This window comes from Streptomyces griseomycini, assembly GCF_014203535.1.
Classification (GTDB): domain Bacteria; phylum Actinomycetota; class Actinomycetes; order Streptomycetales; family Streptomycetaceae; genus Streptomyces; species Streptomyces griseomycini.
In genome coordinates this window covers 492117-514635 of record NZ_JACHJI010000005.1, presented here as the reverse complement: position 1 = coordinate 514635, position 22519 = coordinate 492117, and the positions used below count along the sequence as shown (strand labels likewise).

The following is a 22519-nucleotide window of genomic DNA, read 5'->3' as shown; positions in this document are numbered from 1 at the left end:
CGTCCTGCCCAGGTCACGGAACGGCCGGTGCCCTGGGGGCTGAGCCCTTACAGGGCGGTGGGAGGGACCTTCGGGTCGAAGACGTTCCGCGGCGCGCTCGGCCGGGGGGTGGGCGTCTGGCGCAGTACCTGGGCCAGGTCGCGGTGTATGCGCTCGGCTTCACCGCGGACCTGGACGGGGACGTCGCCGCGCTCGGCGACGAGGCGGTCGTAGACGGGGGTCTGCTGGAACACGGCGGGGCGGTTTCCCTTCAGCGGACGGTTCACCGGACTGGCGCAGCATACGCGCCCGGGCCACGCCCCGCTGGAGGCGGACGTCCAGGCCAGGAAGGCGGGGACGGGCGTCCCCGCTCGCCCCGTCGCCGTCGAAGAGCGCGGCGACCAGGCGGACGTGGCCGTCGGGCACAGGGTCAGCTCGACACGCTGCTCGCGGCGATGCCGCCCGAGGCACACGCACGCACGTTCTCGCGCTCCTGCCCGGGCTCCGGGCCGTCCACGAGCGACCCCGGCCCTGTGCCGTCCGCGTATACCGACGCGATGGCCGACCGCCTGCCCCGCTCCCCCGGCACCGCTGTGGCCACCGGCCGGGCCACGTTCGCCGGCCTGGCCGCCCGGCACGTGCTGCACCCGTGCTCGGCCGGCCCCGCATGACCGGCCGAGTGGCTCCGGACCTGCCCGAGAACGCGCGGCCCCTGGCAGCCGAAGCCACCAGCGACAAGGACCGGGAACTGACCGAGTTCGCCCCGGAGGAAGGTGCCTACGCCTTCCACGCGGCGTGTGTGGGCAAGGGCGAGGTGTCGATCGTGGTCCGGAACGGCACTCTTGTCCCGCCGCCTGCGACGGAGTCCCCCACCGTGGGCGTCATCCGCGTGGAGGACAAACCCCAGCACTTCGAGATCCAGGTGACCGGCGGAACTCCTGCCTGGAAGATCGCGGTGATCTCCGGGAACCATCAGCCCTGACGCCACCCTTGCCCGCTCCGCAACGGTCCGGGCACGACCCCCATGGAAGCCGCACACGGCAGCAAGGCGGATCTCGAGGCCCTGCTGACCGTGAGGACCGAACCGTCAGCCGTCATAGGAGGACGCTCAAAGCCGCGGGCAACCCGCACGCCCCAAAGCCTTACGGGCGGTGAGGTGGCCCGCGATTTTGAACGCCAGTTCATGAGAGCCGAACGCATCGGCGCGGGCACGCCGCAGCACCACCCGAGTCGCAATCACCACTCCGTGCTCGGGCAGGCTCAGCTGCTCCTCGATCCCCACGGCGGCAGCCGCGAAAAAGCGTGGCAGGTCTTCGGCGGGTTCGTACTCCACCGTCAGCCCCTGGGCCACCTCGAAGGCGAAGCCCTCGGCTGCAGGCTCGAAGTCCACCTCCATCTCCGCGAAGTGCGGCGCGCAGTTCTGTTTCTGGTGCAGGACGCGCACGCCACGGATCGGGTGCGGCGGGAACCTGGGCAGCGCTGACGTCATGCCAAAACGCTACCCCCTGCTCGACAGCCCGCCTCCGCCGTCGGCCCCGGTGACGGGGAACCCGCCTGCGTGACGGCTACCGCGCTTCGCCCCGCCGGCCCGGCCGACCGGTCAGCTCGGTCTTCCGCCCTCACAGCTCGCACCCGAGGTGCTCGGCGTCGGTACCTCGGCCTCCAGGCCGTGGGCGCGGCGGCCGCCGTCGCGGAAGTAGACCTCGCCCAGGCCTTCAGCCGCGACGCCGCGGAGCTGCTGCTCGCCGGCCCGGCGTTCTTCGCGTCGACGAGGTGGGCAGCGTACCGGGGTGGCAGGGCGGGGTGAGGCGTGGACGGCGGCGGTCCGGGCGCACGGCGACGTCCCGTCGGCCGGTGCTTTCGGTGTCCTCGCTCTCCGCATCAGCCTGCACGAGGGCCACGGACCGCGTCGCCTTCGCCACGACGCCGATGCGACCGACCCCACGAGCAGTCCGGTGATGCGGCTCAGCCCGCGCGAGCCCAGCACCAGCAGCTCGGCGTCGCCCGCCGCCTCGACCGGGGCGACGGAGGCCGGCCCCTCGACCTGTTCGCCATACACCCGTACCTCAGGGCACGCGGCGTACACGCGCTCCTCGGCCTGCTGCAGGACGCGCCGCGCCAGGCGGTTCCGTTCGGATCATCGGACGGACCAGAGGAAGACGCCTGCCACGTGGAGTCCGGCCAGATAGACGGCCGCGGTCTTCTCGTAGCGGGTCGCAATGCCGCGCCACTGCCTGAGGCGGTTGATGCACCGCTCGACGGTGTTGCGCTGCTTGTGTGCCTCACGGTCGAAGGCCGGTGGCCTGCCGCGTCGCAGCCGGTGGTTCCGCTGGTCCACCGGAGTGGGGATCACCGCCCGGACACCGCGCTCGCGCAGGTGGGCGCGGATCGCGCGAGATGAGCAGGCCTCGTCGGCCAGGACCACGTCCGGCCTGGTGCGCGGACGACCCCGCCGCCGGGGAACGCGCAGGCGGGCCATGACGTCGGTGAAGGCGGGCGCGTCGCCGGCCTGTCCGGCGGCGAGGACGAACGCGAGCGGCCGGCAGCGGGCACCGGCCGCGAGGTGGATCCTGGTGGTCAGTCCGCCGCGGGAGCGGCCGACGGCATGGTTGTCCGACGCGCCTACCCGGGCCCTTCTTTGCGGGCCCCGGCCGTGTGCCGGTGAGCCCGCACGGGCGTGGAGTCCGCCGGCACGGCCCGGTTCAGGTCCTCGCCGGCGTCGGCCCGGGCCACCAGGGCGGTGAACACCCGCTCCTAGGTGCCGTCCACGGCCCACATCCGCAGCCGGTTGTGGACGCCCCGCCGGTTGCCGTACCTCTCCGGCAGGCGCACCCACTGCGTGCCGGTCTGGAACTTGCAGGCGATCGCGTCACTCACCACGCGGCGGTCCCGCCAGCGGTCATCCCGCTTCGGTGTCCGGTCCGGGAGCAACGGCTCGATCCGCGCCCCCCCTGCGCACCGGTCAACGGCGCATCCGGGCCAAGGACGGACTGATCCGAACGAAACTGCCTAGACTCGCTCCACGGCACCCGGCGGCTCGAAGGGAAGACGTTTCCGTGCACCTGTACGACAACCCTGTGATCAGCGGGTTCCACCCCGATCCGAGCGTCTGCCGGGTCGGTGACGACTACTACCTGGTGTGCTCCAGCTTCGAGTACTTCCCCGGGCTGCCGCTCTTCCACAGCAAGGACCTCGTGCACTGGGAGCAGATCGGCAACGTGCTCGACCGGCCCGGGCAACTGCCGCTTCCCCTCCCCGGCGCCAAGGCGTCCGGAGGCCTCTACGCCCCCACGATCCGCCACCACGACGGCCGTTACTGGGTCATCAACACCAATGTCGACGGTGGCGGCAACTTCGTCGTCTCGGCCGAGCGGCCCGAGGGGCCGTGGAGCGATCCGGTGTGGATCGACCTGACCGGGATCGACCCCGACCTGGCGTGGGAGGAGGACGGCACCTGCTGGTGCGCCTTCTCCGGCCCCGAAGGGGGCATCAACATGGCCAGGATCGACCCGGTCAAGGGCGAGGTGCTGGAGGGGCCTTTCGCCACCTGGTCGGGCAGCGGCCTCAAGTACCCCGAGGCGCCGCACCTCTACCGGATCGGCGACTGGTGGTACCTGCTGATCGCGGAAGGCGGCACGGAACGCGGCCACAGCGTGTCCATAGCCCGCAGCCGCTCGCCGCGCGGCCCTTGGGAGGGCGCGCCCGCCAACCCCCTGCTGTCACACAGCGGTACTGCCCGCTCCATCCAGAACACCGGCCACGCCGACCTGGTGCAGGCTCCCGACGGCAGCTGGTGGATGGTGCTGCTCGGCGTCCGCCCCCGCGGCTTCACGCCCGACGTGCACGTACTCGGTCGTGAGACGTTCCTGACCCCTGTGGAGTGGGACGAGGACGGCTGGCCCGTCGTCGCGCCCGTTCCCGAGAGCCACGCGGCCCCGGACGGTGCCTGGCATCCCGTTCCGGCCCCGCCCGCCCGCGACGACTTCGACGGGGCCGCTCTCGCGCCGCACTGGATCTCGCCGTTCGCCCGCCCGGAGGGCTCCTGGTCACTCACCGAGCGCCCTGGCCGGCTGGTCCTCAACGCCACCGGCCCCACCCTCGACCGCCCCGGGTACACCTTCGTCGGCCGCCGTCAGCAGCACCACGACTGCCGCGCCACCACGATGATCGACCCGGGTACGGGACGCGGTGGTCTCTGCGTCCGCCTGGACGAGGCCCACCACTACGAACTGGAGGCCGGGGACGGGGAGGTCGGCGTCGTCGCCCGGATCGGGCCGCTGCGCCAGACCGTGGCCCGCCGACCGGTCCCGGCCGGGCCGCTGTCCCTCACCGTCACGATCCGGACGTCAGGCCTCGTGCCCGCGTCGCCCGAACTCACCGACGGCGGCACCACGGGCCCCGACACCATCGCCTTCTGGCTCGACGATCCCGACGCCCCGGACGCCCGGCCGCTCGCCGAACTGGACGGGCGCTACCTGTCCACCGAGGTCGCCTGCGGCTTCACCGGCCGTGTGATCGGCATGTACGCCATCGAGGGTGCGGTCGCCTTCGACTGGTTCGAGTACGCCCCGGCGCCGTCCGTGTGACGCCCGGTGTGCGGGCGGGTGCCGTACCCCGAGGGGCACCCGCCCGCGGTCGGCCCGGTCCCGGCTGAGGTGCCTCCCCGGCCCCGGACGGCCTCCTCGCCGGTTGAGTTAACCTGTCCCCCATGCCTCCCCGACCAGCCGGATCGCGCCCCACACTGTCCTTGGTGGCCAAAACCGCCGGTACGAGCGTGCCCACCGTGTCCAAGGTGCTGCGAGGCGGAACCGACGTCTCGGCGGAGACCCGCGCGAAGGTCATGGAAGCCGTGCAGGCCGTCGGCTACACCCGCCGGGCCGGGTCCAAGGGCGAGAGCGTGAGGGACGAGAGCGGCTTGTCCAGCGTGCTCGATCTCGTGGTCACCCACTTCGAGGGGTCATGGGCGAACCTGCTGATAGCCGGGGCCGGGCGAGAAGCGGCAGCAGCGGGACTCGATGTCGTACTGACGCTCGCCGAGCCGCACAGCGACTGGGTGTCGCGGGTTCTGAGAAGGCGCACCGTCGGCGTGATCGGGACGCTGGTCGATCCCGCCTCGCCTCAGTTCGGCGCGCTCTTCGCCGCAGGTGTTCCCGTGGTGCTGATCGATCCGATGAGCACACCGCCGTCAGGGGTGGCAAGCGTCGGCGTGGCGAACTGGGAAGGCGGCCGTATGGCCGCCGAGCACCTTCTGTCCCTCGGTCATGTGCGGATGGGAGTGGTCGCCGGCCATGCCCGCCATCTCTTCAGCCGGGCGCGCGTCGACGGTTTCCGCGCGGCGGCCGACACGGCGACCGCCGGAAGTGCCACGGTGTCGGTGGCCCACGGCGGATGGAACCGCGCCAAGGCGACGACCGCCACCCACACCCTGCTCGACAGCGACCCGGGGATCACGGGGATCTTCGCCTGCGCGGACTCCATGGCACTCGGCGTCTACGACGCGTTGGATGCCCGGGGCCTGCGGATTCCCGAGGACATCAGTGTCATCGGCTTCGACGACCTGCCCGAGGCGCAGTACATCACCCCCGGGCTGACGACCGTCAGACAGCCCAGCACCGAGTTGGGCGCCGCGGCGGTCAAGCTCCTGATCGAGCTCTCCGGAGGCGAGGACGGCGGCACCCGGTCCCCCGCCCGCATGAAGCTGGCCACCGAGCTGGTCGTCCGTGCCTCCACCGGCCCCGCCCCGGCGACCGCAGCGCCGCGCCGGTGACGCGGACGGGCGCGTTCCGGCCGGTCTCATCGCGGTGCCGTGGTCACGGCCTGGAGGACCAGGCGGCTCGGACGGGCAGCGCCATGACGGATCGTGTACTCCGCCGCGGGGGGCTCCGTGGTCGCCCCGGCCGGATCGAGGGCGTTGCGTCCGACGTCCCAGCGGGGTGACGACCTCGGTGCGATGTCGACGCGCACCCGGTGGCCCGGCAGGAACGTGTGTGCTGTCGACCAGAGGTCCACGACGAACTTTCGACGAACGAGCCGGAGGTGCGGCGCCGGACAGGAGCGATGACGGCCTGCCTGTCGAGTTCGATGGGGGCGCGGGGCAGTGCGGCGGTCCTTCCCGCGGGGTGTCGCGGACCGGGTGGTGCCGTCGGCCGGCGACCTGCCCCTGCCGAAAGGCACGGCAGGGGCAGGGGTGGGACGGTCCGGGTTCGGGTCCTGGTACCGGTGTCAGCCCTTCACGGCGCCGGTGAGGCCGCCGACGATGCGCTTCTCGAAGACCGAGAAGAAGACCAGTGCGGGCAGCATGGCGAGCGAGGTGAAGGCGAGAACCTTCGCGGTGTCCGTGGAGTACTGCGAGGAGAACACCTGGACGCCGAGCGGCAGGGTGTAGTTCGCCTGCGAGTTGAGGACGTACAGGGGCAGGAGGTAGTTGTTCCAGCTGCCGACGAATCCGAGGATGCCGACGGTGACCACACCGGGCAGCGACAGCGGGACCACCATGCGGAAGAAGAATCCGAGTCGGCTCATGCCGTCGATCGCGGCGGCCTCCTCGATCTCGTTCGGGACGGCTCTGAGGAACGGCACGAGGATGATGACGGTCGTCGGCAGGCCGAAGGCGATCTGCGGGATGATCACGCCGAGCAGGTTGTCGACGAGGCCGAGGTCCTTGACGACGAGGTACAGCGGAGTGATCGCGATGACCATCGGGAACATCAGGCCCGCGGCGAACAGGGAGTACATCGCGCCCTTGAGTCTGAAGTCGTAGCGTGCGATCACGAAGCTCACCATCAGGCCGAGGGCGACGATGCCGACGGTGCTGGTGATCGCGACGATGAGGGAGTTGGCGAACTCGCCCCAGAACACTGTCGACTTCAGGATGTCGATGTAGTTGCCGACCACCCAGGGGCGCGGCAGGGCGGCCGGGTCCGTGGTGATCTGCGCGTTGGTGCGGAATCCGCCGAGCACGATGTAGAGCACCGGTGCGATGCAGACGCCGACGAAGAGCAGCGCGATGAAGTAGGTGACGGGGCTGCCCCACTTCTGCGGCTTGTCGCGGTTGTCACGGCGGCCGGTGTGCGCCTTCGGCTCCGGCGCGGGGGACATCCGGGAGGTGGTGGTCGTCGCGCTCATCACACGGTCCCTTCGGTGACGGCGCCCCTGAGGTCGCGGCGCAGGACGAAGCGCTGGTAGATCAGCGCGACGATGAGCGAGATCACGAACATCACGACCGCGACGGCGCTGCCGTAGCCGTAGTTGCCCGCGTTGCGGCCCTGGGCGAGCATGTAGATCGCCATGGTCGAGGTGCCCGCGGTGCCCGAGACGTACTGGCCCCAGATGATGTAGACGAGGTCGAACAACTGCAGTGAGCCGATGATCGACAGGAAGGCCCAGATGCGGATCGTCGGTCCCAGCAGCGGCAGCGTGATGCGGCGCTGGATCTGCCAGTAGGAGGCGCCGTCGATCTGCGCGGCCTCGAAGATCTCGTCGGGGATCGACTGCAGGCCGGCGAGCATCAGGATCACCGCGAAGCCGATGTACTTCCACGTGATGATGGCCATCAGCGTCCAGACGGCCAGGTCCGGGTCGGCGATCCAGTCGGCTTCCAGGGAGCCCAGGCCGATCCGGTGCAGCAGGTCGTTGACGGCTCCGTTGCTCTGGAGCATCAGGCTCCAGCCGGTGCCGACGATGACCTCGGAGATGATGTACGGCACGAAGATCAGGACGCGGATGACCGAGCGGCCGCGGATCTTCTGGTTGAGCAGGAGCGCGAGGACGATCGCCAGCGGACCCTGGATGACCAGTGAGAGCACCAGGATCAGGCCGTTGTGCCACAGGACGTCGTGGAACGCGGGGTCGGTGAGGATCAGCCTGTAGTTGTTCAGGCCGACCCAGTCGGTGGGCTCCCCGTAGCCTTTCCACTGGTAGAAGCCGTAGTACGCGGCGAGCGCGACCGGGAAGATCACGAACGCCAGGAACGTGATGACCGCCGGTGCGGACAGGACCGCGATCTCCAGTCGCATCCTGGCACGGCCTCGGCGGTGCGCAGCCGCTCGCGGCGGAGCCGGGGGCACGGACGCGGCCGCGTCCCCGGCTCCGGGCGTGCCCTGCGACTGGCGGCCGTCGGCCGTGTCAGTGCCCAGGGTGTCGCTCATGTCTGCTTACTCAGCCCTTCTCGGCGGCAGCTTTGACGTCCTTGACGATGTCGGCGGCGGAGCCCTCGCCGGCCATCAGGTTCACGACGGCGATGTTCATGGCGTTGCCGACGTTCTGGCCGTACACGGTGTCGAGGAACTGCATCGAGTAGGCGGCCTTGTTGAAGGCCTGCAGTGCCGAGATGTTGTAGGGCTCGGTGACGACCCCCTGGGCCTGCTCGTTCACCGGGATGGTGTCGAAGGCCTCGGCGTAGGCCTCCTGCTGTTCCTTGGTCACGGCGAACTGGAGGAAGCCCAGGGCCTCCTTCGGTGCGTTCTTGGAGAGCGAGTATCCGCCGGCGCCGCCCATGATGGCGGTCGGGTCGCCCTTGCCGCCGGGAACGGCGGGGAAGGGGAACCAGCCCAGGTCGGGGAGCGGCTTCTTGTCCGGGGTCAGATCGGCGATCACACCGGGATTCCAGTTGCCCATGAGCTCCATGGCCGCCTTGTGATTGGCGATCATGCCCGCCGAGGACCCGGCGCCCTGCTGCGACGTCGCCGTCAGGAAACCCTTCTGGAAGGGCTCGGTCTCCAGGAGTTCAGCGAGGTCCTCGCCCGCCTCGGTCCAGCACGGGTCGTCGAACGTGAGCGACTTGGCGGCCTCCTGCATGGTCTCCTGGCTGCACTCGCGCAGGGCGAAGCTGTAGTACCAGTGTGCGGCGGGCCAGGCGTCCTTGGCGCCGACCGCGATCGGCGCGACCTTGATCGCCTTCAGTTTCGCGACGGCGTCCTTGAGTTCGTCCATCGTCGTCGGCGTCGAGGCGATGCCGGCCTTCTTGAACAGGTCCTTGCTGTAGTAGATGCCCTCGGGCTGCGTGTCGAGCGGCATCGCGTAGACCTTGCCGTCGATCGAGACGCCTTCGAGGGCCGCCTCGCCCACGTTCGCCCTGTCGGTGTCGGTCAGTTCCAGTGCCTGGATCTGGCCGGCGTCGACCATGGCCTGCATCTTGCCGCCACCGCGCTGCAGGAAGATGTCGGGCGCGGAGTTCGAGTTGAGCGCGTTCTGCAGCTTGCCGTCGAGGTCCTCGTTCTGGACCGACTGGATCTTGATCGTGACGTCCGGATGCAGCGCGTGGTACGCCTTCGCGGCGTCCTTCCAGAACTGCACACCGCGCCCTTCCATCGCGTTCGTCCAGAGGGTCACCGTGCCCTGGCCATCGGACGAACCGCTGCCGTCGTCACCGCCGGCGCAGCCGGCGGCGGCGAGTGCGATGCACAGGCCGATCGCGGCAGCCGTCGCGCTGCGGGTTCTCCTCATCATCGCGGGAACTCCCTGATCTGTCGTCAGTGATCCAACTGCTGATAGTTTGCGCAAACTAATGGGTCATCAGCGAAGCAGGAGCAAGGTGTACCGCCCAAAATGAACGCGCGGCAACCAACAGTTTTCGCAAGTTGCGCAATCGTTACTGACGCAGGATCCGTCGTACGTGCTCACGAACGGGTTCACTGACGAGCAGGAACGCGCTCAGCCGCACCCAGCCGGGCCCCGGCCGGCCGGGGCGGACACCGGGAGGACGCCGAACTCCGGCCGGCGGACCGCTCGACATCTTGACGCCGTTTCCCCCGTCCCCCCACGGTGCGCAGCACCTCGGTCCAGGGACGGTTGATCCACCCGCCCGTCCCGGCGAGGCTCGCACCGCACCGCACCGCACCGCGGCAAAGGAACCCCACCGTGCGGATCGTCGTCCCCCGGCAGCCGGCAGCCCGGCTCTCCGCCCCCTGGCGCCACTGCGTCGGCACGGGCCGGTTCGACCTCGCGCCGCGGCGCGACTCTCGTGGCGGGTCCGCGGGCGCTTGAGCCGGTGGAGCCGGTGGAGCCGGGCGAAGGTTCGCTCGACGGCTTGCCTGGTCCTGCCCGGGCCGGATCCGTGGACGGTGCCCCTGCGGGCGGTCTTCGGTGCGATGCCACGAGGCGATGCCACGAACGCGGAGGAGGCGTCGGCAGGTGTCGCGGCCGCGGTCGGCGAACAGCCGTGGTGGTCGGTGCCGGGGCCGGTCCACCAGGCCACGGACGCGGCAGATCGCGTCCGGCAGGGGGGGTGAGCTGGGTGACATCGTGACGGTTTCCGCCGGTCACCGGCACTGCGAGGGGGCGTTCCGTGCCGGTCGGTGATCAGGTGGTGCTTGCTGCCGGGGAGGCCGCGGTCGACCGGCGAGGGACCGACGTGGTCCCCCCTTCGAGAACCCGGACGTGCGAACCGTCGCCGGCGCAGTCGTCCAAGTCCGGCGAGTCCGTGCGGCGCGGTTCGGTCAGCAGGGCCGAGTGCGGGCGTGGCCGAACGCCGGCCTCGGTCCAGTCCCGCAGTCGGCGCCAGGCCGTGACTCCGGAGCAGCCTACGGTCTCGGCCGGCACGTCGCGCCAGGCAGCGCCGGTCCGCAACACGTACATGACTCCGGCGAGGGCTGCCCTGTCCGGAACGCGCAATCGTCCGGGATGGCGATGGCGTCGTCCGGGAGCGGGTGGCAGCAGCGGCGCCACCCGCTCCCACAGGTCGTCCGGAACAAGATCAGCGCGCACCCGGACACCCTGCCGACCGAGATCGCCGAGGGCAAGGCCAGCGACTCGACCCGTGGGGGAACGACCAGTCAGTCCCAGCGGCCCGGGTCGTGGACGGCCCGGGTCCACTGGGCCTCGAACTCTTCTCGGCCGATCACGAACGGCACCCACTCCGGACTGTAGCGGTCCACCCACGGCGGGTTGAAGGGCCAGTCCTCCGGAGTGCTCCGGCAAGCCGTTCCGTCCTCGGCCAGCTCGACCTGGCGGAGCCGACGACCGTCGGGGCCGACCTCCACCAGGTAGACCGCCGGATCGTCGTCCTCATCCCAACGACGGCTCAGGTACAGCAGGTCCCGGCCGGCCAAGGCGCCGAACCCCGGCATGCCGCGCTGGGCGTCCCGTTTGGCCCGGGCCTCGGCCAAGCCGGGCGGTGCGGTCGGCCCGTCGACGTCGGCCTCGTCAAGACCCCACGTCTCGGCCTCCACGCGGGCGGCTTCGGTGTGCACGACCTCCACGTCGGCGAAGGTCTCCAGCACCTCCTGTTCGGACCGGGCGTGGACCCACCACCAGGCGCCGCCCATGCCGTAGTCGTGCAGAACCAGGAAACGTGTTTTCGACGCAGCGTCAGAAGGGGCCACCCGCGCACTCTAGAAGATCGTCCCAACCGGCTCGATCAGTGGGCCGGCGGCCGGGACGGCGACGGTGGAGCGTCCGGTGCCGGACGGGGTGCGGGAGTCGTTCCGGCGGGTGGCACCGGCCGCTCGGCTTCGGCCGCAGGGCGGAGGCCGGCGCAGGTGCGGGGACCGGCAGGTGCCGGCGGGCATCGTGCTCGCGGCCGCGACGTGCTGTGCACGGCGCCCACCGCTGACGGGTTTCCGCCCGCCGGGAGCGACCGCGCACCGGCGGTTCACCGGGTGGGGTCGGGCCCGGGCGCGGGGCGGGCTCCACCGCCTGGTGCCGGACGGTCTCGGAGCCCGCGGTGGGGTGGACCGGTCGCGGTGCGCGATCGGCCCGGCGAACATGCGGGCGGTGAAAGGGGGTACTTGACGGGCCCGGATTCCGCGGACTGCGGCAAGAAGGGCGCGAAGATCCATTCGGTCGCCGAGCGGACCGGTCTGCTCCTGTCCGTCGGCATCTCCGCAGCGAACACGCGTGACAGGCAGAGGCAGAGCCCGAAGCCCCTGGTGCGGGACATCCCGTCGATCCGTTCCCGCCACGGACCGCGCCGCTTCCGGCATCGGCCGCGCCGCCGTCCTCGCCTCCGCCCGGGCCGGCGCGCAGGTCGCCCTCGTCGCCCCGCCCGAGGACGGGCTGCGTGGGACCGCCCGCCTCATCGAAGTCGAGGGTGGCCAGGCGCCCACCCCGACCTGCGACGTCACCGACGAGGAAGACGCCCGGCCCTCGGTCGACCAGGGCGTCGAGCGCTTCAGGCGCCTGGACACCGTCTTCGACCATGCCGGTGTCGAACAGCCCGTCCTCGTGCGTCCGACGCCGGGCCCGGAGCCAAGGCCGGCGCGCAGCCCTCACGCCCGGCCGGGGGGTGCCGCCACCGACGAACGGTCCACGAGGCGGGTGCGCAGGGTGTACATCTCCCGGCGGGGTTCGGCTCCCGCGAGGACGTCGAGCAGCACCTCGGCGGCCGTGGACCCGAGCCGGTGCACCGGCTGTTCGATCATGGTCAGCGGTGGCACCATGACCGCGGCCCAGGCGCTGTCGTCGAACCCGATCAGGGACACGTCACCGGGGCACGACAGCTCCCGTGCGCGGATGGCGCGCAGGGCACCGGTGACGCCGTCGGTCTCGGTGCAGAACAGCGCGGTGACGCGGTCGGGGAGGTCGAGCATCCGGGCGACCTCCCGGGCCGCCCGCTCCTCCACCTTCGGCCCGACCATGACCAGGTCGGGGTCGAAGGGGATGCCCGCGTCGTCGAGCGCGTCGAGGTATCCGCGCAGGCGCTCCCCGTCGGTCCACAGATTGCGGGACGCGGCGGCGATCAGTTCCCGGCGGGTCGCGGGAGCCTTGTCCACCGGTGGGCCCCAGACGAATCCGATACGCCGGTGACCGGCCGCGACGAGCTTCTCCACCGCCTCGCGCGCCGCGTCCCGGTTGTCGATGACGACGGCGTCCAGATCGAGCGAGGGCACCGCGCGGTCGACGAGGACCACAGGGATTCCGCGGTCGAGGGCCGTGCGGATGTGGCCGACCGAGGAGTGGTCGACCGCCGCCGACGCGACGATCATGCCGTCGACGCGCTTGTCGATGAGGACGTTGGCCGCCGCCACCTCCTCGTCGAGCCTCTCGTACGTACTGACGACCAGCGTGTCGAATCCGCGGGCGCGGGAGGTGTCGCAGATGCCGCGTACGACACCCGCGAAGAACGGGTTGCCGATGTCCGCGACGATGACCCCGAGGGTGTGGGTCACCCCTGTCGACATGCTGCGGGCCAGCGCGTTCGCGCGATAGCCGAGCTTCTCGGCCGCGGCGAGCACCCGCTCCTTCAGCTCCGGACTGACGTATCCGTATCCGCCGAGCGTGCGGGCGGCGGTCGCCCGGCCGACCCCGGCCTCCGCGGCCACCTCGGAGATCGTCGGGGACGCCGACGGGCGGGGCCGCTCTCCTGGCATCGCTCGGTACCTCGCTTCTCGTGATCGACGGCTGTCCACATGCTAGACAAAGCCCGTGGGCCGGCCACGGCCGAACGCCGCCTCGGTGAAGCACTGGTCGTGGGCGGCGTCCGCGCCGTCGTGCAGCGCGCGCTCCAGCTGGTGGCGGTCGGGCGGGGTGGGCCTGCGCCATCCCGCGCGCAGCAGCGACACCACGAAGCCGGCGAGGAAGGCGTCACCGCAGCCCATCGTGTCGACGAGGGGTTCCCCGTCGTCCAGGGGGCGGGCCGGCGCCGCCACGGTCGTACGGCCGTCGTGGGCGACGGCGCCCTCGGCGCCTCGGGTGGCGAGGGCGAGTCCGGCGCCGCGTCGCACCGCCTCGGCCAGCAGGTCGTGGGTGGCCGTCTCGTCCAGGTGGGAGCAGGACAGCAGCACGAGGTCGGCGTACGGGCAGACCCGGTCCAGGTAGTCGGGCGTGCGGTACTCCTCCTCGCTGGACAGGTCGAAGGTCGTGAGCGTGTCGAGTCCGGCGAGCTTGGGCAGTTCGCCCTCGCTGCCCGAGTACACGCTGGAGTGCACCAGGTCGAAGGAGGACACGTAGGCGAGCAGGCCGCTGTCGAGGACCAGCGGCTCGCGCACGGTGACGCCGCCTCCGTTCCAGCCGAGGAAGACGCGGTCGCCGGAGTCGACCCGGAGGGTGGACACGCCGCTCTCGCCGTCGCGCACGGCGCAGTGGTCGACGGCCACCCCGGTGTCCGCGATGGCCTCGCGCAGGAAGCGGCCGAGGGCGTCGTCGCCGAACACTCCGAGGTACGCCGCCTCCAGGCCGAGGCGCCTGGCGTAGACGGCCACGTTCACGCTGTTGCCGCCCGGGTAGTCGACGCCGCGGTCGACGAACCGGTCGACGATGTTGTCGCCGAAGCCGAGGACTCTCATGGGTTCTCCTGTGCGCTGGCCCGGCACGCCACGGGGCGGGGGCACGGACGGGCGCCCGGCACCGGACTCGGTGCCGGGCGGCGGGTGCGGACTGTGGACTGCGGACCGTGCGGAAGCGAGACGGCGGTCGTGCGCCGCAGTCCCCGGGCGGGACGAGGGCGCCGCGCCGGGTCGCGCCGGCCGCTGCCGCACCGGGGGCCCCGGTGCGGCAGCGGCCGGCCGCGTGTCTCAGTAGTCCATGACGCGGTAGTAGCGGCGCAGGTCGAGCGAGTGTCCGCGCACCCGCTCCAGGTGCTTGCTGACCCGGCCCATGACGGTGTCGAGCACCAGCGGTGCGAGCAGGCCGCGGAACTCCGGGCTGATGCCGGGCAGCGGGTAGTCGCGGGTGTCGAAGACGGTCACGTCGCGGGAGATGCGCTTGGCGAAGGCCTCGACCCGGTCGGTGAGGGCGCGGGTCTCGTCCTCTCCCTGGAAGACGAGCACGCTCGTGTCCTCTTCGAGGAGTTCCAGGGAGCCGTGGAAGAACTCGGCGCTGTGCACGCGGGTGGTGCGCAGCCACTGCATCTCCTCGAGGATGCACATGGAGTACAGGTAGGTGAACCCCCACAGGTTTCCGCCGCCGACCAGGAAGTGGTAGTCGGTGTCCTTGTGGGCCTCGGCGAAGGCGGCGGCCGTCGGCTCGGCCTGCCGTGCCACGTCGAGGAGGATGCCGGGCAGTCCGGCGAGTTCGCCGGCGAGCTTGTCGTACCCCTCGAACTCGCCCCGGCGTGCGAGCAGCCGCCCCATGAGCAGCAGCATCTGCGGGTCGAAGGGCCAGGCCTTCGGCTCGGAGACGAGGGCCACGTCCACGCTCCGGGCGACGGGGGACTCGGCGTAGCCCGTGAACCCGACGGTGCGAACCCCCCTCGCCCTGCAGTACTCGATGGCCCGGAGGCTGTCCTCGGTGGTGCCCGACACCGAGGTGAAGACGGCGACCGAGCGCTCACCGAGCGTCGCCTCTCCCCCGGTGACCAGCTCCGCCGCGATGACGGCGTGGACGGGCAGCGTCGAGGTGCGGCGGGCGAGTTGTTCGTACGGCCACATCTGGGCGTAGGTGCCGCCGGCACCGACGAGGAAGAGGTTGTCGAAGCCGTCGTCCGTGAGGCGGTCGGCGAGCTCCTCGATCCGGGGGCGCAGGGCCACCGTGCTCGCCAGCTGGGAGAGGAATTCCGGCTCGTCGAATCCGAGCATCTTCGCGTCCTTTCGGGAACGGGTGCGGCCGGCGGCGCTGAGCGACCTGATACCGGTATCACGCGGGCCACACGCTGACACAGCGCACCGACGGCGTCAACAGCGGTGAGGCGCCCACAGGCCTGCAGTCCACCTGATAAGCGGCTCTGAGCTGGCACTTCATCAATCCGCACGGAGGGAAGCAGCTACGCTGCGGCATGCCCTCGCACCTTTCCGAAGAAGATCTTCGCTCCGACTCTGGTACCGGTATCAGATTCTCTGTACAGTCGCCGCACGCCAGCGGCCGTCCCCCGGACACCCCGCAGCGGATCCGACGCGCCCGCGCCTCCGGCGGGCCCTCCCATCGACGAAAGGACGCCCATGCGCGCACGTGCACTGACGCGGTCCGCGGCACTCCTCGGGGCCTCGGCACTCGTCCTCACCGGCTGCTTCGCCGGACCGGCGAAGGGTCCCGCGGCCGACGTGACCGCGAAGCCGGAGTACTCCGGCACCCTGAGCATCCTCACCAAATTCGCGGGCGAGCCCCTGGAGCCCTACTTCGAAGACCTCGCCGCCGCGTACGAGCGCAGGCACCCGAAGGTGAACGTCGAGCTGATCCAGGAGACCGACCAGAGCATCAAGGACAAGACCAAGACGCTCACCGCGTCGGACGCCCTGCCCGACATCTACTTCACCTGGACGGGCAACTGGGCGGAGAACTTCATCCGCGGAGGCCGCGCGGCGGACCTCACCAAGGTGATCAACCCCGACACCGCGTGGGGCAGGACCTTCGGTGAGTCGGCGCTGTCGGCGTTCGCCCACGACGGCCGCTACTACGGCGTCCCGCTGTACAACAACGGCAAGTTCATGGGCTACAACAAGTCGGCCTTCGACAAGGCCGGCGTCGACGTGCCGAAGACCTTCGAAGAGCTGATCGCCGCCTGCCCGGACCTGCGCGAGGCCGGCTACGAGCCCATCGCCTTCGGCAACAAGGACGGCTGGCCCGCCCTGCACTACCTCCAGCAGCTCTTCGCCCACAACGTGCCGGCCGACGTCCGCGAGGCCGACTACGACCCGAAGACCGCCACGTGGGACGACCCGGGCTACTTGAGCGCCCTCAAGCAGTTCAAGACCCTGGTGTCCGTCTGCACCGACACCGGACGCGGCACCAACGGCGTCCTCTACACCTCGGCACAGGAGGCCTTCGGGCAGGGCAAGGCCGCCATGTACTACCAGGAGATCCTGGAGTTCGACAACACCACCTCCGGCGGCACGCTCAAGCCCGGGGACCTGGGCATCTTCCCGCTGCCCGCCGCCGCCGAAGCCAAGGGAGACCCGAAGGTCATCGAGGGGGCACCCGAGGGGTACTTCGTCAACGCCCGGTCGCCGCGCGCGGCTCTCGCCGTCGACTTCATGAAGTTCGTGACGAGCACCGCCCACGCGAGAACCCTGTCCGCGCCGCCCTACGGTCAGCCGAGCACCGTGGTCGGCGCGGTGACACCGCAGACGTCCAGCAAGGCCGTCCAGGAGGGGATCGACCTGGTCAACAAGGCCCCGCGGCTCGCCGGCTGGCTGGACATGGTCACCGCGCCGGAGGTCGCCGACGCGTGGCTGGCCGGCGGCGAGGCCCTCATCAGCGGCAGCAAGTCGCCCGAGCAGGTCATGGACGGCGTGCGCCGGGCCTCCGACTCCGCCGAGTGACCGGCGCGGGCTGAAGGGAATCAATCCGGTGCGCACTCTGTACCGAAGAGCAGCCGGGCTCGCGTGGACCGTGCCGGCCCTCGTCCTGCTCGCGGTCTTCGTCTACCTCCCGCTCGTCCAGAACTTCGGTTACTCCACTCTGACCTGGGACATCTACAGCGGCAGCCAGCAGTTCGTCGGCCTGGACAACTACCGCGACCTGTTCGCCGACCCGGTCTTCTGGACCTCCTTCACCAACAACCTCCGGTACGCCCTGCTGTCGGTCGTCTTCCAGGTCTTCGGTGCCCTCCTGCTGGCCGCACTCGTCGAGAGCATCCGCAGTACGCGGTGGCAGCGCGCCCTCCGGACGATCTACTTCATCCCCTCCGCGATCTCACTGACCGTCGCGGGACTGCTCTTCTACTTCGTCTACGAGCCCAACCTCGGCCTGCTCAACCACGCCCTGGAGGCGGTCGCGCCCGGCACGTTCGACCACGCCTGGCTGGGCCAGGAGAGCACCGCCATGACGGCGGTCATCGCGATGAGCCAGTGGCAGGGCTTCGGCTACTCGACGCTGCTGTTCGCCGTCGCCATCCAGCGGATCCCCGCGGAGCTCCACGAAGCGGCCGCCCTGGACGGCGCCGGCCCCGTCCGCCGCTTCTTCCAGGTCACGCTCCCGCTCGTGCGGGAGATGACCGGGCTCATGGTCCTGGTCACCGTGTCGGGCGCCTTCCAGGTGTTCAACGAGGTCATGGTGATGACCAGCGGCGGACCCGACAACTCGACCCACGTGCTCGGCACGTGGCTGTACCGCAACGGATTCGTACGCAACGACTTCGGCCACGCCGCGGCCATCGGCACCGTGATCTTCGTGGTCACCCTCACGGTCGCGATGGCACAGCTGTGGTTCACCCGGAGAAGAAGGGTGGAATGGTGAGCCGTCTCGGCTTCCTCGGCGTGATCGCGCGCCTGTTCATGTGGGCCTTCCTGCTGAGCCTCGCGGTCGTGGTGCTCTATCCGCTGCTGTGGATGGTCCTGAACGGGTTCAAGACCAACGCCGAACTCTTCGGCAACCCCTTCGCGCTCCCCACCGACCTGAGCTTCGGCAACTACCGCGACGCGTGGAACCGCGGCGTCAGCGACTACCTCGCGACCAGCGTCCTGGTCACGGTGACGTCCACGGTGGCGACCGTCTTCATCAGCGCCTGGGCGGCGTACGGACTGACGCGGGTGGACATCCCGTTCAACAAGGTGCTCACCGCCGTCATCCTGGGCGGCCTCATGCTCACCCCGACCGTCGCCCTGGTCCCGCTGGTGCGCATGTTCCAGTCGATCGGCCTGTACAACAGTTTCTGGGCACTGCTCATCCTCTACACGGCCTTCCGTGTCCCCTTCACCACCTTCCTCATCCGCGCCTACATGATCGACCTGCCGCGCGAGGTGGACGAGGCGGCGCAGATCGACGGGGCCGGCCGCTGGACCGCGTTCTGGCGGATCATCCTGCCGATGTGCAAGCCTGTCATCACGTCCACGGTCCTGCTGCACGTGCTCTTCGCGTGGAACGAATACCTGTTCGCCATGGTGTTCACCAACGGCAGTGACGTGCAGACCCTGCCGGTCGGCCTGACGAGCCTGATGAGCAAGCACGGCACGGATTTTCCCGTCGTGTTCGCCGGCATGGTGATCGCCGCGGTCCCCGTCGTGCTCCTGTTCCTCTTCGGCCAGCGCTACATCGTCAAGGGCCTGGCCGACGGTGTCGGCAAGTGAACCACTCCCCCGGTACGAACGGAGAACCCCATGCCGATCGCCCGTCCGCCGTGGCTGACCGGACCCGACTTCACCTGCCGGCACCTACCGTGCGACACGTTCCTGGACGACGCGGTCGCCCTGGGCCGCGAGAAGCCGGAACTCCGGGGCATCACCCCGCGCCTGCACTTTCCGCAGGCCGGTGACGCGGAGGCACGCGACCTGCACCGCCGCATCGAGGAACGTGGCCTCTCCGGTCGGCCGGCTGCGTGCGCAGGGCATCGCCCTGTTCCTCCGGGCGGCCGAGCTGCGCGTCGAACTCGGCGCCGGGAAACTGTCGCCGACGCCCGGCCGGGGCGGTGAGGACGAGCCCGTGGACGCCGCCTGGCGCCGGTCGGTCGACGCGATCGGTGACCTCGCCGCCTACGCGGACACGCTGGGCGTGACGTGCGTCCTCGAACCGCTCCAGCGTGTCGGGGCGAACCCGGTCAACGACTCGCCCACGCTGGCGGGGATGCTCGACGAGATCGGCGCCGACCGTCTGGGGGCGGTGCTCGGCACGGTGACGACGGCCGTGGCCGGCGGAACCGCCGGACGCCTTCGCCGCGCTCGGCGACCGTATCCGCCATGTGCACCTGATCGACGGCCGCCCCACGGGGCACCTGGCGTGGGGCGACGGCGGACTTCCCCTGTCCGACTGCCTGCGGTCCCTCGAACGGCAAGGCCACGACGGCTGGATGGTGTTCGAGCTGTTCGGCGACGGCACGTGCGCGCTCGATCCGCGGGCGGCGGTGGAGCGGTGCGGCGCGGCGGTGGGGCAGCCGAGGGTGCGGCGCGGCCGTCCGGCCCGGGCCGGGACGGTGGCGTTCGGGAGCAGCGGCGCGCAGGTTTCGCAGACCTCTTCGACGCGCAGGATCGGCCGTGGCCGATGATCCGGACGGTCCAGCCTCCACCCCGCCCACTGCATGACCCTCGCCCGCGAGGATCCGGCATTCTGACAAGGCCTCGAAAGGGCACGACATGAACGCGGAATACCAGCGGATCAATCGGTTCGGGTTCGCGGAGTACCGCGACATGGCCGACATCCTCCGGGAGGTGGACCTACCGGCCATGAAGGAGACGCTCCGCCAGGTTGTGGACCTGGTGCTCCTCGAGGACGAGTCCGGCATCGTCGAGGCGATGTCGCAGGAGGCCCAAGCCGACTTCGCCGTGCCGCTCGGCATGGCCGCCGGGATGCTCGAAGACGGCGGGTACTCGGATGTGGAGCTGGTCTCGGCGGCCTGCACCGTGCGGTATTCCGCGGAGCGTCACACGGACCAGTCTCCCGAGGAGTTGACCTCCCTTGTACTGCGGCTCCCGCGCTGAGCCGCACAGTGGCGCGAGCGTTCTGGGTGCCGCGCCCGGTGACGCCCAGGACGCGCGTGGACCGTTGGCCCAAGAGGCCCCGTGTCGGGCCACCCCGCTGCCACTCGGCCGGCCGCCGCCAGCAGGTGGAGCCGGATCCGAACCCCAACTCCTGCGGCAGGCAATCCCGCTGGATGCCGGTACAGAGCGCGAACGGCACTCCCTGCAGCGCCTTGCGGTCATCGATCCGCTTGCGCCCAGGGTGCCGGAACCGCCGCTCATGCCCGGGCAGCAGTGGTTCGATCACCGCCCACAGCTCGTCGTTGGCCTCCCACGGCTTCCGCCGCACCAAGGTCACCCCCGGCACGACATCGCGCACAACTCCACCGCGCCACAAGAAGGTCGTTCCGCAAGGGCCCCTGGCACTCCAGCAGCGGTTCGTGCCCTGAGCTGCGTCCTCGGTAGTGGCAGGGGCGGGCAACGGCCTGGCGGCGTCTTCTCCGGGCCGACCACTTCAGTGCGCAGACCCGGTCGTAGACGTGCGGGTCCCTGCACCGCCGCCGCAGGACGGCCGCTGCCAGGCGTCACCGGGTGCCTCGTCGATGAGCTATTCGATGCGCCAGGTGCCGGCCAGGGACTTGATCCGCTGGGACTTGGGCACAGCGACGGCATAGTCGATGTCGAGTTGTTCGAGCAGGCGGCGGAAGTGCCAGTCCTGTCCGTAAGACACGGTCCTCCTCTCCTCCTCGAGGAAGGACTCGGGGCATCGGTCTCCCCTCTGTCTCCCATGCCCATCCCGCCTCAGGAGGTCGCGGCGACGCCGGTGCCGATGCCGATGCCGATGAACAGCCAGCCGGTCGTCAGCACCCAGCGGTGGCGGATCCCCGGCCGGGCGAGGAAGGTCCGCAGCCGCGCGGCGACGGCGACGAGGGCGAACCAGTAGACGACGCCGATCAGGACGTCGAGGGTACCGAGGAGGAAGATCTGCCGTGCGGTCGAGCCGCCGCCGTGCACGAACTGCGGCAGGATGCTGAGGAAGAACAGCGCCGCCTTGGGGTTGAGCACGTTGGTGAGGAAGCCCTCGGTGAAGCCGGATCGCCACCGGCCGCGGGCCGGATCGCCCGGGGCCGGGGTCCGCGGGGCGGTAAGCCCCTCCGGGCCGTCTGCCGCCGCTGTCTCGGCGCGGCGCTCGCGGGCGGTCCGCCGGGCGGCCAGGACCGCCCGGATCCCGAGGTAGACCAGGTAGGCCGCGCCGAGCAGCTTGATGGAGCCGTAGACAACGGGAGAACGGGCTGCGATCAGCGACAGCTCCGCAACGGCGGCGAGCATGTGCACGCACAACCCGGCCTGGGCGCCCAGCGCCGCGGCCCGTCCCTTGGCGGGGTGCTCGGCTGCCGAGCGCACCACCACCAGGAAGTCCGGGCCGGGGACCACGTAGGCCGCCAGAGCGACACCGAGGAAACCCACCAGGTCGACCGACATCCGCTCTCCCCTTCGCTCGCCCCGTGACCCGTTCGCCACCGGGGAATTCCGTCATGGCTGGGTCTTGACCTGCCCTGGCCCGCTCGGGTCGCGAGCGTTCGCCTGTCGGCCGCGAGGTGACGGCTCGTCGGGGGCCCAAGGCCCTGTTCCAGCTGCTCGTCCGCCACGGTCAGCGGCGGCAGGGCCTTGGCCACTTCGTCGTGGGGCCCGGCCGCCTCCGGCGACAGGCCGTCCCGGCAGGCGGTGTCGCACACCTCGCGGGCCGGACCGGCACTGGACGGCGAGCATCCCGGTCTGCTCGTCGGCTATGCCGAACTGTGCCTGCGCACCGTCTCTTTCGAGTACCCCGCCCGTGCCGTGAGCCTCTCACGACGTCTGGAAAAATTGGCACCGCGGTCCGCCGAGGCTCAGCGGCTCGCCACAGCCGAGCACTGGGCCCGACACGGCTGCTCGACCTTCGGACGCCCGCCCTCCCCGGGAACCCCGAGCAAGCCGAGCGCGGTCAGTACGGTGACGCACAACGTCATCCAGCCGATGAAGGCGCCGCCGCCGTACAGCACCGCGCCGGCTACCCGGGTTCCTGCCTCGTGGGAAAGCACGCCCGCCACCACCGCGACCAGCAGCGACCACACGAAGGACACGATCACAAGAAGTACCTGAACAGGAAATGTCGGCCTCACCAGTCGATCCCCTTCCACGAGGGTGGTCGACCAGTCGGCGGGCAGCCTCAGCTCGACCACCGCTTGCGATGGCCTGCTGAGGCTCCGCGACGATCGGAGACTCCTCTTGCTCGTTTCCGGTCGAGACCGGAGCACTGTCCCCCATCGGACACGTCGCCAGTGCTCTGCGGCTCTCGG

21 protein-coding genes and 6 pseudogenes are annotated in these 22519 nt (G+C 70.7%); 10 read left to right on the top strand and 17 right to left on the bottom strand.

Annotated elements, in window-relative coordinates:
- Window positions 1-47: 47 nt before the first annotated feature.
- Window positions 48-233, bottom strand: a complete 186-nt coding sequence (locus FHS37_RS16940; RefSeq protein WP_184821928.1) for a hypothetical protein — start codon at window positions 231-233, stop codon at window positions 48-50.
- 413 nt (window positions 234-646) lie between these two features.
- Between FHS37_RS16940 and FHS37_RS16935 the strand changes: the two genes are divergently transcribed.
- The gene (locus FHS37_RS16935; protein ID WP_184821926.1) at window positions 647-961 is read left to right on the top strand and encodes a hypothetical protein; all 315 of its coding nucleotides are present in this window, start codon (window positions 647-649) and stop codon (window positions 959-961) included.
- A 126-nt stretch (window positions 962-1087) separates the two neighbouring features.
- On the opposite strand, the gene FHS37_RS16930 is transcribed toward FHS37_RS16935, so the two are convergent.
- From FHS37_RS16930 to FHS37_RS16920, 3 genes and pseudogenes are all read right to left on the bottom strand, one after another.
- Window positions 1088-1468: a hypothetical protein gene (locus FHS37_RS16930; protein WP_184821924.1), complete on the bottom strand. Its 381-nt coding sequence runs from the start codon at window positions 1466-1468 to the stop codon at window positions 1088-1090.
- 111 nt (window positions 1469-1579) lie between these two features.
- Window positions 1580-2065 carry a universal stress protein gene (locus FHS37_RS41105; protein WP_375372307.1) on the bottom strand — a complete coding sequence of 162 codons (486 nt, stop codon included), beginning with the start codon at window positions 2063-2065 and terminating at the stop codon, window positions 1580-1582.
- 51 nt (window positions 2066-2116) lie between these two features.
- Window positions 2117-2919 (bottom strand): annotated as a pseudogene (locus FHS37_RS16920) (IS5 family transposase).
- Between the two features lie 116 nt (window positions 2920-3035).
- Between FHS37_RS16920 and FHS37_RS16915 the strand changes: the two are divergent.
- Together FHS37_RS16915 and FHS37_RS16910 are read left to right on the top strand one after the other, a co-directional pair.
- Window positions 3036-4565, top strand: coding sequence for a glycoside hydrolase family 43 protein (locus FHS37_RS16915; RefSeq protein WP_184821922.1), 1530 nt, complete (start codon window positions 3036-3038; stop codon window positions 4563-4565).
- Window positions 4566-4729: 164 nt separating this feature from the next.
- A complete protein-coding gene (locus FHS37_RS16910) occupies window positions 4730-5746 on the top strand; it encodes a LacI family DNA-binding transcriptional regulator (protein WP_229890018.1) in 1017 nt (338 codons plus the stop codon).
- Window positions 5747-5772: 26 nt separating this feature from the next.
- Here the strand turns inward: FHS37_RS16910 and FHS37_RS16905 are convergent, their stop codons facing one another.
- The 6 genes and pseudogenes from FHS37_RS16905 to FHS37_RS16880 form a co-directional block, all read right to left on the bottom strand.
- Window positions 5773-5988: a CocE/NonD family hydrolase C-terminal non-catalytic domain-containing protein gene (locus FHS37_RS16905; RefSeq protein ID WP_268254594.1), complete on the bottom strand. Its 216-nt coding sequence runs from the start codon at window positions 5986-5988 to the stop codon at window positions 5773-5775.
- 213 nt (window positions 5989-6201) lie between these two features.
- Window positions 6202-7104 carry a carbohydrate ABC transporter permease gene (locus tag FHS37_RS16900; protein ID WP_184821918.1) on the bottom strand — a complete coding sequence of 301 codons (903 nt, stop codon included), beginning with the start codon at window positions 7102-7104 and terminating at the stop codon, window positions 6202-6204.
- Window positions 7104-7994: a carbohydrate ABC transporter permease gene (locus FHS37_RS16895; RefSeq protein WP_229890017.1), complete on the bottom strand. Its 891-nt coding sequence runs from the start codon at window positions 7992-7994 to the stop codon at window positions 7104-7106. Before FHS37_RS16895 ends, FHS37_RS16900 begins: the two co-directional genes overlap by 1 nt.
- 142 nt (window positions 7995-8136) lie before the next feature.
- Window positions 8137-9426 carry an ABC transporter substrate-binding protein gene (locus FHS37_RS16890; RefSeq protein WP_184821914.1) on the bottom strand — a complete coding sequence of 430 codons (1290 nt, stop codon included), beginning with the start codon at window positions 9424-9426 and terminating at the stop codon, window positions 8137-8139.
- Window positions 9427-9928: 502 nt separating this feature from the next.
- Window positions 9929-10683 (bottom strand): annotated as a pseudogene (locus FHS37_RS16885) (IS5 family transposase); the annotation flags it as partial.
- A gap of 68 nt (window positions 10684-10751) precedes the next feature.
- Window positions 10752-11300 (bottom strand): hypothetical protein, encoded by a 549-nt coding sequence (locus FHS37_RS16880; protein WP_221499861.1) that lies wholly within the window; start codon window positions 11298-11300, stop codon window positions 10752-10754.
- 514 nt (window positions 11301-11814) lie between these two features.
- On the opposite strand from FHS37_RS16880, the pseudogene FHS37_RS40760 reads away from it, so the two are divergent.
- Window positions 11815-12123, top strand: a pseudogene (locus FHS37_RS40760) (SDR family oxidoreductase); the annotation flags it as partial.
- 62 nt (window positions 12124-12185) lie between these two features.
- Here FHS37_RS40760 and FHS37_RS16870 read toward each other — a convergent pair.
- From FHS37_RS16870 to FHS37_RS16860, 3 genes are all read right to left on the bottom strand, one after another.
- A complete protein-coding gene (locus tag FHS37_RS16870) occupies window positions 12186-13286 on the bottom strand; it encodes a LacI family DNA-binding transcriptional regulator (RefSeq protein WP_184821906.1) in 1101 nt (366 codons plus the stop codon).
- A gap of 42 nt (window positions 13287-13328) precedes the next feature.
- Window positions 13329-14201, bottom strand: coding sequence for a PfkB family carbohydrate kinase (locus FHS37_RS16865; RefSeq protein ID WP_184821904.1), 873 nt, complete (start codon window positions 14199-14201; stop codon window positions 13329-13331).
- A 228-nt stretch (window positions 14202-14429) separates the two neighbouring features.
- Window positions 14430-15431, bottom strand: a complete 1002-nt coding sequence (locus tag FHS37_RS16860; protein ID WP_184821902.1) for an SIS domain-containing protein — start codon at window positions 15429-15431, stop codon at window positions 14430-14432.
- Window positions 15432-15791: 360 nt separating this feature from the next.
- On the opposite strand from FHS37_RS16860, the gene FHS37_RS16855 reads away from it, so the two are divergent.
- The 6 genes and pseudogenes from FHS37_RS16855 (at window position 15792) to FHS37_RS16835 (ending at window position 20201) form a co-directional block, all read left to right on the top strand.
- Complete coding sequence (locus FHS37_RS16855; protein ID WP_184821900.1) at window positions 15792-17111, top strand: ABC transporter substrate-binding protein; 1320 nt, start codon at window positions 15792-15794, stop codon at window positions 17109-17111.
- Between the two features lie 28 nt (window positions 17112-17139).
- Entirely contained in the window at window positions 17140-18027 is an 888-nt protein-coding gene (locus FHS37_RS16850; protein ID WP_184821898.1) for a carbohydrate ABC transporter permease, read from the top strand.
- Window positions 18021-18857, top strand: coding sequence for a carbohydrate ABC transporter permease (locus FHS37_RS16845; protein WP_184821896.1), 837 nt, complete (start codon window positions 18021-18023; stop codon window positions 18855-18857). The genes FHS37_RS16850 and FHS37_RS16845 overlap by 7 nt, the downstream gene beginning before the upstream one ends.
- 181 nt (window positions 18858-19038) lie before the next feature.
- A pseudogene (locus FHS37_RS41100) lies at window positions 19039-19386 on the top strand (TIM barrel protein); the annotation flags it as partial.
- 79 nt (window positions 19387-19465) lie between these two features.
- Complete coding sequence (locus FHS37_RS39510) at window positions 19466-19768, top strand: IolE/MocC family protein (RefSeq protein ID WP_229890016.1); 303 nt, start codon at window positions 19466-19468, stop codon at window positions 19766-19768.
- A gap of 88 nt (window positions 19769-19856) precedes the next feature.
- Window positions 19857-20201 carry a hypothetical protein gene (locus FHS37_RS16835; protein WP_184821894.1) on the top strand — a complete coding sequence of 115 codons (345 nt, stop codon included), beginning with the start codon at window positions 19857-19859 and terminating at the stop codon, window positions 20199-20201.
- Here the strand turns inward: FHS37_RS16835 and FHS37_RS41095 are convergent.
- From FHS37_RS41095 to FHS37_RS16820, 4 genes and pseudogenes are all read right to left on the bottom strand, one after another.
- Window positions 20134-20532, bottom strand: a pseudogene (locus tag FHS37_RS41095) (transposase); the annotation flags it as partial. The gene FHS37_RS16835 and the pseudogene FHS37_RS41095 overlap by 68 nt on opposite strands.
- Window positions 20533-20698: 166 nt before the next feature.
- Window positions 20699-20904, bottom strand: a pseudogene (locus FHS37_RS41300) (IS701 family transposase); the annotation flags it as partial.
- A gap of 77 nt (window positions 20905-20981) precedes the next feature.
- A complete protein-coding gene (locus tag FHS37_RS16825) occupies window positions 20982-21662 on the bottom strand; it encodes a LysE family translocator (protein WP_184821892.1) in 681 nt (226 codons plus the stop codon).
- 407 nt (window positions 21663-22069) lie between these two features.
- A complete protein-coding gene (locus FHS37_RS16820) occupies window positions 22070-22402 on the bottom strand; it encodes a hypothetical protein (protein WP_184821890.1) in 333 nt (110 codons plus the stop codon).
- Between the last annotated feature and the right edge of the window lie 117 nt (window positions 22403-22519).